The organism is Rhodococcus sp. IEGM1339, from assembly GCF_050321925.1.
Lineage (GTDB): Bacteria > Actinomycetota > Actinomycetes > Mycobacteriales > Mycobacteriaceae > Rhodococcus > Rhodococcus pyridinivorans.
Window position 1 is genome coordinate 35,293 of record NZ_JBNQFT010000027.1, and the last position, 12,845, is coordinate 48,137.

11 protein-coding genes are annotated in these 12,845 nt (G+C 68.4%); 6 read left to right on the forward strand and 5 right to left on the reverse strand.

What is annotated here, in order from left to right; all coding sequences use genetic code 11:
• Nucleotides 1-122: 122 nt before the first annotated feature.
• Nucleotides 123-1,217, reverse strand: a complete 1,095-nt coding sequence (locus ACQR3U_RS20355) for a glycosyltransferase (RefSeq protein WP_269601402.1) — start codon at nucleotides 1,215-1,217, stop codon at nucleotides 123-125.
• A 198-nt stretch (nucleotides 1,218-1,415) separates the two neighbouring features.
• Here ACQR3U_RS20355 and ACQR3U_RS20360 point away from each other — a divergent pair, with 198 nt between their 5' ends.
• The 5 genes from ACQR3U_RS20360 to ACQR3U_RS20380 are packed head-to-tail and all read left to right on the forward strand — an operon-like array spanning nucleotide 1,416 to nucleotide 8,248.
• A complete protein-coding gene (locus tag ACQR3U_RS20360) occupies nucleotides 1,416-3,212 on the forward strand; it encodes an alpha/beta fold hydrolase (protein WP_230811323.1) in 1,797 nt (598 codons plus the stop codon).
• Complete coding sequence (locus ACQR3U_RS20365; protein ID WP_230811322.1) at nucleotides 3,209-4,606, forward strand: O-antigen ligase family protein; 1,398 nt, start codon at nucleotides 3,209-3,211, stop codon at nucleotides 4,604-4,606. Before ACQR3U_RS20360 ends, ACQR3U_RS20365 begins: the two co-directional genes overlap by 4 nt.
• Entirely contained in the window at nucleotides 4,489-5,571 is a 1,083-nt protein-coding gene (locus ACQR3U_RS20370) for a glycosyltransferase family 4 protein (protein WP_230811321.1), read from the forward strand. Before ACQR3U_RS20365 ends, ACQR3U_RS20370 begins: the two co-directional genes overlap by 118 nt.
• Before the next feature lie 12 nt (nucleotides 5,572-5,583).
• Entirely contained in the window at nucleotides 5,584-7,131 is a 1,548-nt protein-coding gene (locus ACQR3U_RS20375; protein ID WP_230811320.1) for a flippase, read from the forward strand.
• 7 nt (nucleotides 7,132-7,138) lie between these two features.
• A complete protein-coding gene (locus ACQR3U_RS20380; protein WP_269601404.1) occupies nucleotides 7,139-8,248 on the forward strand; it encodes a GH39 family glycosyl hydrolase in 1,110 nt (369 codons plus the stop codon).
• Here ACQR3U_RS20380 and ACQR3U_RS20385 read toward each other — a convergent pair whose 3' ends face one another.
• Nucleotides 8,249-9,331, reverse strand: coding sequence for a GNAT family N-acetyltransferase (locus ACQR3U_RS20385; RefSeq protein ID WP_230811318.1), 1,083 nt, complete (start codon nucleotides 9,329-9,331; stop codon nucleotides 8,249-8,251).
• Nucleotides 9,332-9,496: 165 nt separating this feature from the next.
• Here ACQR3U_RS20385 and ACQR3U_RS20390 point away from each other — a divergent pair, with 165 nt between their 5' ends.
• Entirely contained in the window at nucleotides 9,497-10,618 is a 1,122-nt protein-coding gene (locus ACQR3U_RS20390) for a GH39 family glycosyl hydrolase (RefSeq protein WP_230811317.1), read from the forward strand.
• A 16-nt stretch (nucleotides 10,619-10,634) separates the two neighbouring features.
• Here ACQR3U_RS20390 and ACQR3U_RS20395 read toward each other — a convergent pair whose 3' ends face one another.
• The 3 genes from ACQR3U_RS20395 to ACQR3U_RS20405 form a co-directional block, all read right to left on the reverse strand.
• Nucleotides 10,635-11,834: a MalY/PatB family protein gene (locus ACQR3U_RS20395; protein ID WP_230811316.1), complete on the reverse strand. Its 1,200-nt coding sequence runs from the start codon at nucleotides 11,832-11,834 to the stop codon at nucleotides 10,635-10,637.
• A gap of 42 nt (nucleotides 11,835-11,876) precedes the next feature.
• A complete protein-coding gene (locus ACQR3U_RS20400) occupies nucleotides 11,877-12,524 on the reverse strand; it encodes a phosphate signaling complex PhoU family protein (protein ID WP_230811315.1) in 648 nt (215 codons plus the stop codon).
• A 73-nt stretch (nucleotides 12,525-12,597) separates the two neighbouring features.
• Complete coding sequence (locus ACQR3U_RS20405; protein ID WP_019290929.1) at nucleotides 12,598-12,756, reverse strand: hypothetical protein; 159 nt, start codon at nucleotides 12,754-12,756, stop codon at nucleotides 12,598-12,600.
• Nucleotides 12,757-12,845: the final 89 nt, after the last annotated feature.

Below are 12,845 nucleotides of genomic sequence, written 5' to 3' on the forward strand. Positions count from 1 at the left end.
GAGGCAGTGAGCCATGACGATCCCCCATCGAACCCCATCAGCAGGCCCCGACCCAGGAGAAAGGTACAACAGAGACGAACCGGCGACAAGAGTTCGCCTACTCGTCGGTAGTATGATGTGAGTCACGCCGTTCCGATCCCTTCCCCGACCCAGTCGCGGATGTGCTGCTGGAAGTTCTCCGAGGACAGCGCGACGACGGCCTCGTTACGGCCCTTCGGCACACCGTCGATCGCGGCGATGCACTCGGCGACCGCCTCCACCCTGTCCTCGCGGAAACACAACCCGTCGACCCCCTCGGCAACCGTCTCACCAGCACCTCCGAGCGCGTTGACGACCACACGCGCCCCTGCCGCACGTGCCTCGACGGGCATGATCCCGAAGTCCTCCACCGCAGGAAAGACGTAGACGTGGGCCTGCTGGTAGAGCGCGTAGAGCAGGGCGTCCGACGGTCGAGCGAGCACGTGGACCGGCACCGTCGCCTCGTCGGCGAGCTGCCGCAGCCGGCCCTCCTCCGGCCCCGATCCCGCGATCACCGCCGGCACCCCGGCGAGGTCGGCTGCCCGGATCACCCAATCCAGTCGCTTGTACGGCACGAACCTCGACGCCCCCAGCACGAAGGTCTCCGGAAGCCCCTCCAGCAGGGCGGATTCGGCGGCGGACAGTTCGTCACGCCAGTCGGGCACCGACGAGATGCGGGCCGTCTCGACGGGAGGGAAGATCACACGCGCCTCGACACCCCAGGCCCGCTCGATGCGGCGACGCACGAAATCGCTGTTCGCGGCGAAGTGTGCACCCTCCCGCGCGCGACGCCGATCGAGGGCACGCAACGGAGGTGCCGCGCACCGCACCGCGGCCGAGGCACCCCGATCGTCGAGTTCCGGATTCCACAGGTAGCGCGCCGGAGTGTGTACGTAGACGAACTTCTCGAACCCGCTCGGTGCGCCCCGGAAGGTCACGTGGTGGGCGAAACAATGCGAGCTGACCAGGGCGAAGTCGTACGAACCGGGTCGGCGACGCCAGACGTACGGCATGGCCGACAACGCCAGCGCCTTGCTCCTACGCAGAGGTGTGCGTGCCAGACCGCTCTCGTGCACCGTCCGCCCCGGATACCGGTCGGCGTCGTCCCACAGGCACAGGACGTCGGCGTCGGGAAAGGTGCGGACGAACTCGTCGAGAACCTTCTCCGAACCTCCGTCGCGTGCGATCCATTCGTGCACCAAGATTCCAGGCACAGCCATCCCTCCGAAGACCCCGAGCCGATCTGGAGGGTACTTTATGACCTTGCCGACGCCGAGAGGTAACGGGTCGGCACAATCCCTCGATACGAATGCGTCCGAACGGCAAGAAGATTCAGGGTCCGAGACGGGGCGGGAAATCACCCCCTCTTTCACCCCCTCGACAGTGGAGGTCACGGAGTGGATGTGCGACACGCGTCGTGGTTCGGCGACCCTGCGTCCCCGATTCTCGGGCACGTCCACCTTCCCGCCGACCGCCGCGCGCGCGGCGCGGTGGTGCTGTGCCCACCCCTCGGCAAGGAACACCTCGACACCTATCGAGGCGTCAAGGCTCTCGCCGAGCAACTCGCCGAGCGGGGACTGGCGGCAGTGCGCTTCGACTACACGGGCACCGGAGACTCGGCCGGCGATCAGGATTCGCCCGACGCGGTCGCGGCATGGCAGCGCAGCGTCGTCACCGCAGTGGAGACGGCCCGCGCGAGCGGCGCCGAGCACATCACCGTCGTCGGACTGCGCGCCGGCGCACTGATCGCGGCGGCGGCACTGCCCGAGTGCGGACGGGCCGACGCCGTCGTGCTGTGGGATCCGATCGTCTCGGGCCGAGCGATGTTGCGCGAACAACGCGCCCTCTACCGTCTCGCCCTCGGCGCCGACGATCCCGAAGACCCCCGGGTTTCGATCGTCGGCGGGGTTCTCGCCCCCGAAGCTGCCGACGCGCTCGGCGCCCTGAAGATCGATCCGAGGTCGCTGAACGGCACACGAACCCTGCTCGCGACCCGACCCACAGCCCGCGAGACCGCCGCGGTGTCGGCGCTCGCCACCGCACTCGGCGGTGACGAGCTCTCCCTCGACGCCCACGAATCCTTCGTCACCCCCAGCACACTCCACTCCGCGATCCCGACCGAGCAGCTCACCCGGATCGCCGACTGGGTAGTTGCGGACGCGCCGGCCGCCACCCGCGAGGTCCACTTCCCCGAGTGCGGCCGCGCGGTCGTCGCGACCACCGACTCCGGGCTCCCGATCCACGAGAGCGTCGAATATCTCGGCCCGAACGAGATGTTCGCGCTGCGCACGCACGGGGTCGCCCCCGAATGGTTCGACACCGAGGGGTTCGGCACCGAGGGGTTCGGCACCGAGGGGTTCGGCACCGGCAGGTTCGGCGCCCCGCGCCGGTCCACCCCGACGGTGTTGTTCTTCGGCACCGCCTACGAGCACCGACTCGGCCCGAGTCGTCTCTGGGTCGAGCTCGCACGCGAGTTCGCCGCGCACGGCATCTCCACTATCCGGTTCGACCGGACCGGGGTCGGCGATACCGGCACGGCACACGGGGCGACGCCCACGCCGCTGTACTCCGACGACTCCGACCGCGACGCCCTCGATGCTGTCGCCGCCCTCGGCATCGATCCGCAGGACCTCGTGGTGATCGGCCTGTGTTCGGGTGCGTGGTACTCGTCGTGGGTCGCCCTCCGGGGTGCAGCACACTCCGCCGTGCTCGTGAACGTGATCCTGTGGTGCACCCACCGCCGGAAGTCGTTGCGCGCAGATCTCGGTCCGAACGCACCCGATGTTCCGGCGATCGCAGCCCCGGCGGAACCGCAGACGATCTCCCTGCGAGCCCGCATCAAACCGTGGGCGCAGAAGTACCTGCCCTATCCATTGTGGCTGCTGCTGGGCCGAATCGGCGTGACCCAGGTTCCCGAGGTCGGGTTGGAGGCACTGCGTCGCGCGGGTGTGTCGACCACGGTCGTGCTGTCCGCCGAGGACCACCGGTGGTTCCTGACCCAGCGCGGAGAGGAAGGACTTCGCCGCCTGCGCCGACGGGGCTTCACCGGGGACATCCTCACCAGCGAGGTCGGTGAGCACAGCGGTCGGCAGCGGGACGGGCGCGAGTTCCTCCGCACGGCGGTCACCTCGACCGTGCTCTCCCGTTTCGGGTCCCGCACCGCGGACCCTGCTGCAGACGAGTACGTCTCATGACTCCTGTGCTGATACTCGCCGTTCCGGTCGTGCTCGTGCTGGGAGTGTTGCTCTGGCGGCGACCCCAACGCGGGTTGCTGGCGATCGCCGCGCTCACGCCGTTCCACGGCCTGCTCGCGATCGTCCCCGGCGGTGAATCACTGTCGCCGTGGAAGGAGGGGCTGCTGCTCCTCACCCTCGCCGCGACCTTCGTCAGCCCCTACCGACGGCGGCTGCCGGCACCGTCCTATCCGTGGTGGCCGGCCGTGGTCGCATGGGTGGCAATCGGAGTCCTGTCGGCGTTGCTCGTCTCGGGGCTCGCCGGCATCATCGCCATCAAGATTACCTACTTCTACCTCGTCATCCCGGTGATCCTGTGGCGTGCACCGTTCGACGCCCGCGACCGCGACCACCTGGTGTCGATCCTCATGGGCACGACGGCCGTCACCGCCGTCGTCGGACTCGCGCAACAGGTGATCGGCGGTGAGCGACTCGCCGAACTCGGCTACCGCTGGGACGAGCATCTGCGCATCAGCGGCGGAATCCTGCGCAGTTTCAGCACGTTCACGACACCCTTCGCCTTCGGCCTGTTCGTGATGATCGGACTGATCGTGGGGTGCTCGGTCTCCTTCGCCGATCCGCACCGGCTCCGCAACAGACTGTTCCTGTGCGCGACACCGATCATGGTGCTGGGCATGGGTGTGACGATCGTGCGCGCCAGCTACATCGGTCTCGCCGTCGCATTGTTGTGGCTGGCGGTCCACCGCTACCGCACCCTGCTCCTCGGTTTCGGCGCCACCGCGGCGCTCGCACCGCTCGTCCTCTTCGCCGTGCCGAGTTCGATTCTCGCTCCACTGTTCTCCTCGTCGAGCCTCGGTGAGCGCGGGGACGGCTGGTCGCAGACCCTGTCGTCGCTGTGGGTGCACCCCTTCGGTCAGGGTCTCGGCGCGACCGGCTCGGCTGCCGCCGACACGGTGGCCCAGAGCAACCCGATGCTGTCGGAACTGTCGTACACGGCGGCCGTGCAGTTCGGGTTCATGCCCTATCAGCCCGACAACTACTACATGAAGCTCGCCGTGGAACTCGGCCCGATCGGCGTGTGGCTGTTCGTCCTCGTACTCGTGTGCGCCGCGGTCTCGACGCTGCGTGCATCCCGGGTGCTGAGCGGGCAGGACGCCGCACTCGCACTCGGGGTGAGCGGCACGATCGTCGCGGCGGCGGTCGCCTCCACCGTGGCGACCTATCTCGAGATCTTCCCTCTCGACGTCTATTTCTGGCTACTGTTAGGAACTGTCGGATGCGCACTGACGCAACACTGGTCACCTCACCGAAGCTCGCTCACCGCATCGGATTCGGCGCCCTCGCACTCCGTCCGTCCGGTAGTGGAGTCCAGACCTACGTCCGCGAGCTGCTGACCGCGCTCGACCCGTTGTTCCCCTCGGCTGCGCTGCGCGCGACGGTGCAGTGCGATGCCCTGGGTGAACTGCCCCCTCACGTGACCCCGTCGGTACGACCGGTCGCCGACGGGGTGCGGCGGATGCTGTACGCCAAGATGCCCGTCCGCGGGGTCGACCTGTTCCACAGCCTCGACGTCGACCTGCCCGTCCTGTGTTGCGGTGTCACCGTCTCGACGTTCCACGATCTCGCCGTCTTCGACACCCCGTGGGCGTTCAGCAAGTACCGCGCCGCCGGTGAGCGCGCACTGCTGCGCGATGCCATGCGACGGGCCGACGTGCTCGTCGCGGTCTCGAACTTCACCGCCGAACGTCTCCACGCGCTGTGCGGCCGCGACGCGGCGGTCACCCCGCTCGCCCCCGCGGCGTGGGCGAAACCTCCCACTCCCGAGGAGATGCGGGACATCCACCGGGTCTACCGGCTGCCCGAACGGTTCGTCCTGCAGGTCGGCACCGTCGAACCCCGCAAGGACGTCGCGCTCGTCGCCGACGCGTGCCGTATCCTCGACGTCCCGCTGGTGCTCGCCGGAGCCGGATCCACCGGACCCCACGCACCGGCCGGTTCGATCGGTCTCGGTTACGTTCCCACCGCACACCTTCCCGCGCTGTACGCCGCAGCGACCGCCGTCGCATACGCCTCACGCTACGAGGGTTTCGGGTTACCGCCGCTCGAGGCGATGGCGTGTGGTGGGGCGGTGGTGACGAGCGCTGTCGGTGCACTGCCCGACGTCGTCGACGACGGAGCGCTGCTCGTCACCGAACACACCGTGACCTCGTGGACCGCGGCCCTGCGCGTCGTCGTCCACGACCGTGATACCGCGGATACGCTGCGTACCCGTGGACGCGAGGTCGCCGCGACCTCGACATGGACGCGCACCGCCGAGCTCACGCGCGATGCCTACCGCTCCGCGGGCCTGAGAATCTGACGAGGCCGTCGCGTGGGTAGACATTCGCTGGCCGACCGGATGGCCGAAACCGTCGTGATGGAGCGGATCGTCGCGGTGCACGACCCCGGCGGTACTCTCCACGAACCGCAAACCCCGGAGCTCGACGGGCGGGCCGCGCGACGCAACACCGTCGTGATGCTCGGCAGCCGGTTGGCCGTCGCCTCGATGGGCTGGGCCGGTTCGATGATCGTCGCCCGCGCGTTGGCACCGGACGACTTCGGCAAGTTCTCCTTCGTCTTCGGCCTGCTCGGGTTGCTGTCCGTCGTCACCGATCTCGGCGTGGGCCGAGTGGTGCTCGCCAAGCTCGTCGAGTGCAATCCGTGGGAGGTCTCCTACGTCACCACCGCGTTCATCGCGTTGCGCGGTGTGCTCGGTCTGCTCGGGTACGCGCTGGCCATCGGGTACGTGCTGCTGCTCGGATACTCGTCCGATGTCGTCTGGGCGACGGTGATCGCCGGTCTCGTCGTGGTGATCGCGACGCCCAACAACGCCCTGTCGGTGATGTACCAGAGTCGACTACGCATGGCATCGGTCGCGGTCGCCGAGACCTTCGGCCAGCTCGCGCAGCTGATCGCCACCATCGCCGCGGTGCTGTGGAATCCGGTGCTGCTCGTGCTCGTCGTGCCGGCCGTGATCAACGAGGTCGTCGGCGCAGGCATCCTCGTGCGCGGCGTGCGAGCAGGCAAGGCCGGTCCCCTGCCCGCCGCACGTGCCCAGTTGTGGCGGTGGCGCGAGATGCTCGTCGAGGCCATCCCCCTCAGCATCGGTTTCGCTCTGCTCACCCTGCTGTCGAAGATCGACGTGCTGATGCTCGGGCGGATGGACACTTTCGACTCGGTAGGTCTCTACACCGTCGGATACAAGTTCGCCGACCTGCTGTCGATGGTGTCGTCGACCGTCGTGGGTCCGGTGACCACGCTGCTGGTCGCCACCTGGCCGGCGCAGAGCGAGATGTTCCGGCAGCGCACGCGGGAAGCGGCGATGCTCCTCGCGGTGCTGGGCGCGACCGCTACCGCGGCCTTCTGGTCGTCGGCGGACGGCGTGCTGTCCCTCCTCTACGGCGAGCGGTTCGCCGAGGCAGCCGGCGCCTCGCGCATGCTGGTGCTCGGCAGCGCTCTGTCGATGCTCACCGAACTCGGTCTCATGGTGCTCATCGCGACCGGACGCCACCGCGTCTACCCGTGGGTGGCACTGGCCGCGCTCGCCGGGAACATCGGTGCGAACCTCGTCCTCATCCCCCGCATGTCGTTCGACGGGGCGGCGCTGGCGACGGTGCTCACCGAGGCTGCGATGCTCGTCGCGATCTGGATCGTGGTGGTCCGGAGCGTCCGGATCAGGGGTCTGTTCCCCTTCACCCAGACCATGGCGATCGCGATGCTGGGTGTTTCGGTGGCCGTGTGGATGTCGCTCTTCGCGGAACGCTACGATCTTCCCTGGCCCGTCACCGCTGTCCTCTCGGCTGTCTGTGTTCTGGCCGGAACCCATGTCCTTCCCATCACCGGCGGGCTCGGCCTCGCCGGTCTCGTCAAGTCCCGTTGAGGTTGCAGTGTCCCTTTCGCGGTCGATGCCGCGTCGCGTGTCGCGGTCCATGCCGCTCCGCGCCGTTCTCACCCTTGTCGGTGTGTTCGCTCTGTCGTGTACCCAGAGCACCGAGGCACGCGACTGCCGAACAGATCTGACCGCCGACAGTCTCGGGGTCGCGACGGGAGCCGGTCTCGACTCCCTCGACGCCGACGACCTCGACGCGTACATGTCGAAGGTCGCCGACAGCGGCGCCGGCTGGATCCGGTTCGACATGGACTGGTCGATCATCGAACCCGCGCGCGGACGCTTCGACTGGAGGGGCACCGACCGGGTCGTCGCCGCGGCCGACGCGCACGACCTGCAGGTGCTGGGCCTGCTCACCCACACTCCGCACTGGGCGCGGACGTCGGAGGCCGACCCCGGCGATCCGCACGGGATGCCTGCCGACCCCGGCGAATTCGGGCGCTTCGCAGGCGACGTCGCCGATCGCTACTCGGACAGAGTCACGCACTGGGAGATCTGGAACGAGCCGAACCTGACGGCCTTCTTCACCCCGCAACCCGACGTCGACGCGTACGCCGACCTGCTCGTGGCGGCGTCGGAGGCGATCCGCAACGTCGACCCCGGGGCGGTGGTGATCACCGGCGGCCTGTCCCCCGGCACCGACAACGGCTCCGACATCGCCCCGACGACCTTCCTCACCGAATTGTACGACCAGGGCGTGTCGCCGGCCTTCGACGTAGTGGGCATGCATCCCTACAGCTATCCCGCTCTCCCGTCCGACGCCTCGACCTCCGACTGGAACTCCTTCTACCGCATGCGCGAGATGCGCACCGTCATGGTCGAGCACGGGGATTCCGACAAGCCCATCTGGGCAACGGAGTTCGGGGCACCGACGGGCACGGACACCGACGCGGTCGGGCCCACGGAACAGGCCGACATCCTGCGCGACGGGATCACCGAGCAACGCGCGTTGGGCTTCGTCGACAAGCTGTTCGTCTACAGCCTCCTCGACCGGGGCACCGAGGTGGCCGATCGCGAACAGAACTTCGGGGTCCTCACACACGACGGGTCGCCCAAGCCGGCCTGGGACGTGCTGCGCACGGCCGCGGTCATTCCCGGTTGCCTCTGATCAGCAGCGGTTCGACGTGAGAGCATCGCGCGCCGCCAGGCGCAGGGGACGGACGAGGTCGGCTCCGAGATCCGCGGCGCGGAGGGTCCATCGGTGGTGCGGTCGCGAGGTCGGGACGGCGACGATCCGCCCCACCCGGTAGTCACCGTTCGACCACTGCTCCTTGAATTCCGATGTGCCGAGCAGATAGTCGAAGCGGTCGATGCCCAGCTCGTCGTGGCGGTCGGCGAGGTGGCGCTGCAGCAACTGGCCGGGCTGGTAGCGGCGTGCCTCGGGATGGAAGCGGCTCAACCACATCTCGGCCGTGGTCCCGGTGCGGAACATGATCTCGTGTGCCGTCCATCGGTCGCCGACGAGCAGGCCCACGATGAGCAGCCGGCCGGCGCGGGCCTCGGCGTCGAGCAGCGGCCGGGTGAACGCGGTGAACGGCGGCGCACAGAAGTTGTCGCGCCCGCTGTGTGCGTCGGCGACCGCGGCGACCGCGGTGATATCGCGCCACCTCTGCGCGAGATGGTCCGGATCGCGCACCACTTCGACGGAGACCGGGGTGCCTTCGCGTTCCAGCGAGCGTTCGAGCCGAGACAGTGTTCTCAGTGTGCGCCGACCACGCAGCGCTTCGGCGCCGGCACCGGTGGCGACATCGACGGTCAGACACCGCTCGGTTCCGGCGATGTCGATGCTCCAGCGAGGCGAACCATGCAGCATCTCGACGAGTGGGTCGGTGAGATCGACGTGGTCGAGTTGCAGTGCCATGTTCCGATCGGCGATGCCGTCGAGCAGGTCGGCGAACGCGGCCTCGTCGGTCGCGAGGAAGGTTCCTATCGTGGCGAGGCCGTGAGCCGGGAGTCGTAGAGCGGTGACCCCGAGACGGGTGCGGGCGTGCAGGGGCGCGAGTCCGACGAGGCGCCCGTCGCGCCGAACGGTGCACACGGCCGATCGGCCGCGCCCCATCCGATTCCAGGCCAGTACGTAGGAGGGGCGGGTCGCGACGCGCCGACCCACCTCCTGGGCGAGATCGTCCCATTCCGCGGAGAGCCGGACTGCGGATGTTTCGTCGTGGATCTCGAAATTCACGGTGCGCATGCACCGGAACCTTCGGTCCACGAATCCCGCATCTTCCGGCCTCCTGCTCGTTACAGTGAATTCGCGGCGTCGGTCTGCCGCTCGCTCCACCGCAAGAATCGCAGGTCGGCGGCGCGACGTTACGACCGATGCCTGAATTGTCCGAATGGTACATCAGGAGAGTCGATGGGTCGTCTCGCACACATTGCACTGGCCACAGCCCTCTCGTGCACCCTCGCCGCACTCGCAGCGTGCGCTCCACCGCCCCAACCCCCTCCGCCGACCACCTGCGCGACCGACGACATCGGCATCGCCGCCGGCGCACCGCTGATGTATCTGCCGGACTCCGAACTCGACCGCGAACTCGACACGATCCGGGCGGTCGGCGCCCGGTGGCTGCGCGTGGACATCGACTGGTCGGTGATCGAACCGAACCGCGGACAACAGAACTGGTCGGTGCCCGACCGTGTGGTGGATCGTGCTCGGGCCCGCGGACTCGAGGTGGTCGGCATCGTCGCGTACACCCCGGCCTGGGCGCGCGTCGCGGGCGGCGGCGACACTCACGGATACCCCGCCGACCCGGCAGCCTTCGCCGGTTTCGCCCGGCAGGCGGCACAGCGCTATTCGACCCGCGTGACGCACTGGGAGATCTGGAACGAACCGAACCTGACGAACTTCTTCCGTCCCCGTCCCGACGTCGGCAAGTACGTCGAGTTGCTCGCCGCGGCCGCTCCGGCCGTCAAGTCCGTGCAACCGAATGCCCGGATCCTCAACGGCGGACTCGCACCGGCGGTGGACAACGGTTCCGACATCTCCCCCGTCACCTACGTGCAGCAGCTCTACGCGCGCGGGGCGCACCAGTACTTCGACATCCTCTCCGTCCACCCCTACAGTTATCCGGCACTGCCGTCCGATGTGAGCACGCAGAGCTGGAACACCTTCTACCGCATGCGTCTGATGCGCGACACCATGGTGCAGTACGGCGACGCCGCGACACCGGTGTGGGCCACCGAGTTCGGCGCCCCGACCGGCACCGCCTCGAACGCGGTGAGCACGCAACGGCAGGCCGACATCATCGCCGACGGTATCGCAGAGGCCCGCCGGCTCGGCTGGGTACAGAAGGTTTTCGTCTACTCGATGCGCGACCGCGGGACGAACAAGGCCGACGTCGAGCAGAACTTCGGGCTGCTCTACCAGAACTTCTCGGCCAAACCCTCACGCGCCGTGGTCGCTTCGGCGACCTCCGGATGCGCGGCCGCGAACGACACACTCGAGTCCACGAACACCCCGGCCGACGCGGTGTGGTGACGGGGTGTGCTGACGATCAGGCACCGAGCGCGTCGGTGATCCCGTCGAGGATGCGATCGAGGATCGGCCCCGACGTCGCGAAGTTGATGCGCAGGAAGTTGCGTGCGCCCGACCCGAACCGCACCCCACCGTCGGCGAGGACACGTCCCCGAACGCGGACGGTCGACACCGGATCGTCGATGCCGAGCGGCCCGGTGTTCAACCACGTCAGGTAGGTACCCTGCGGCAGGTGGTGCCGCAGATCCGGAATCCGGTCGCGCAGAACCTCGTCCACCCGTCGACGGTTCCGGTCGAGGACCTGCAGCAGGTCGCGCTGCCATGCACCGCCCTCGCGCCACGCGGCGAGCGTCGCGACCACGCCCGGCACCGAGACCGTCCCGTACAGGTCGAACGGCTCCGCGTCCCGGCGCTTCAACAGGGCCTCGGAGCCGTAGTGCACCACCGCGCACCGCATCCCCGCGAGATTGAACGCCTTGCTGGCGGAGGTGAGAGTCACCGTGCGGGCAGCGGTCTCCGGCCCGAGCGAGGCGAACGGGATATGCCGGTGCGGTTCGTAGATCAGTTCGGCATGGATCTCGTCGCTGACGACGAGCATGTCGAACCGTTCGGCGAGATCGGCGATCCGCTCGAGTTCCTCACGCGTGAGCACCCGTCCGGTGGGGTTGTGCGGGTTGACGAGCACCAGCACCCGCGGACGACGACGCGCCGCCAACGGCTCGAACACATCGAAGTCGAGCACCCACCCGTCGCCCCGGTCGACGAACGGAAAGTCGATCTGCTGCAGACCCATCCGTCGCACTGACGCGAGGAACGGCGGGTAGTTCGGTGTCTGGATCGCCACCGCATCGCCGCGCGTGGTGCTCAGGTGCAACACGAGCTGCAACGCCTGGATGAGATCCGTCTGCTCGCGCACGGCTCCGGGACCGGGTTCCCATCCGTAGCGCGTTCGCATGCGCTGTGCGAACTCCTCGCGCAGCGGCGTCCCGTGGGACCAGTCGGGATAGCCGAGATCGCTACGGTCGACCAGCTCGTGCAGCGCACGCGCGATCGGCGGTGCGACCGGGAAGTCCATGTCGGCGACCCAGGCGGGGGCCAGTCCGTCGGCGGCCGCCCGTGCCCACTTGGCACCGGACCGCACCGACAGAGCATCGAAGTCGAGGTCGTCGAACCCGGGCACCCCAGGACCGCCGACCGAGAGGCGCTCGTCGCGGGTCATGGTGAGAGAATCGCACGGTTCGCGGCAGTGCGCGCGGCGAAGTCAGGCAGCTGGTCGTTGGCCCGTGACGAAGAAGATCAACCGATCGGCGACGTCGACGGCCTGGTCGCCGAACCGCCCGTAGAAACGCGCGAGGAGTGCGGTGTCGACCGCGGTCCGGATGTCGCCGTCCCATTCGGGGCTCTCGAGCAGGGCGAGCAGTCGCGAGTGCACCGCATCGAGTTCGGTCTCGATGGCGTGTGTGCCCTTGATCGTCTCGAGGTCGAAGTCGGTGAACGCGTCGCGCAGGATCGCGACGATCTGCGCGGCGAGTTCGGCCATCCGGCGAAGATCGTCGCGCAGGAGGTCGTACACCAGCGACTCGGGATGGCGACGCCGTACGACCCGCGCGATGTGCAGGCTCAGTTCGCCCATCCTGGTGAGATCGCCCGTGATACGAACCGCGGAGAAGACCAACCGCAGGTCGGCGGCCACGGGACCCTGCAGGGCGAGGATCCGCACCGCTCGCTCGGCACAGTCGGTGTCGAGTTCGGCGATCCGTGCATCGAGATCGAGGGCGGCCTGGGATGCGTCGAGATCGGTGTCGAACAGGGCGCGAGTGGCCAGGTCGAGCCCTTCGGCTGCGACCGCGGCGAGCTCACCGAGACGTTCGACCAGGTCGTCGAGCTGTCCTCGGAACAACTCCCTCATGTCTCGCTCCCTCCGTCGCCCGGTTCACGGCACGTGTACCCGGCTGGTCCTCTGTGCAGTCCTGGAGATGAGCCTAACGGCGCGCGTCGACGACACTCTCGGTGGCGACGTCCTCGGAGGGCGATGCGGAGCCCGCACCGTCTTCCATGCGGGCGAGATGAGCCTTGATCCATTCGGTGCTTCCCGGCGTCGCGGTGCTGTGCTGCGGTGTGCCGGCAATGCAGATAGACAAATCATTTTCCTCGTCGTGACGCCGATGTGCTCGGCTGCGCAGGCCAAACCCATCCCCTGGAGTGACCGCCATCACTATAGCCTGTCGGT

What these genes read in the sequence shown, in the direction of transcription:
- ACQR3U_RS20390 (WP_230811317.1), top strand. Translation starts at nt 9,497, where the DNA reads ATGGGTCGTCTCGCACACATTGCACTGGCCACAGCCCTCTCGTGCACC.
- ACQR3U_RS20385 (WP_230811318.1), bottom strand. Translation starts at nt 9,331, where the DNA reads ATGCGCACCGTGAATTTCGAGATCCACGACGAAACATCCGCAGTCCGG.
- ACQR3U_RS20370 (WP_230811321.1), top strand. Translation starts at nt 4,489, where the DNA reads ATGCGCACTGACGCAACACTGGTCACCTCACCGAAGCTCGCTCACCGC.
- ACQR3U_RS20395 (WP_230811316.1), bottom strand. Translation starts at nt 11,834, where the DNA reads ATGACCCGCGACGAGCGCCTCTCGGTCGGCGGTCCTGGGGTGCCCGGG.
- ACQR3U_RS20400 (WP_230811315.1), bottom strand. Translation starts at nt 12,524, where the DNA reads ATGAGGGAGTTGTTCCGAGGACAGCTCGACGACCTGGTCGAACGTCTC.
- ACQR3U_RS20365 (WP_230811322.1), top strand. Translation starts at nt 3,209, where the DNA reads ATGACTCCTGTGCTGATACTCGCCGTTCCGGTCGTGCTCGTGCTGGGA.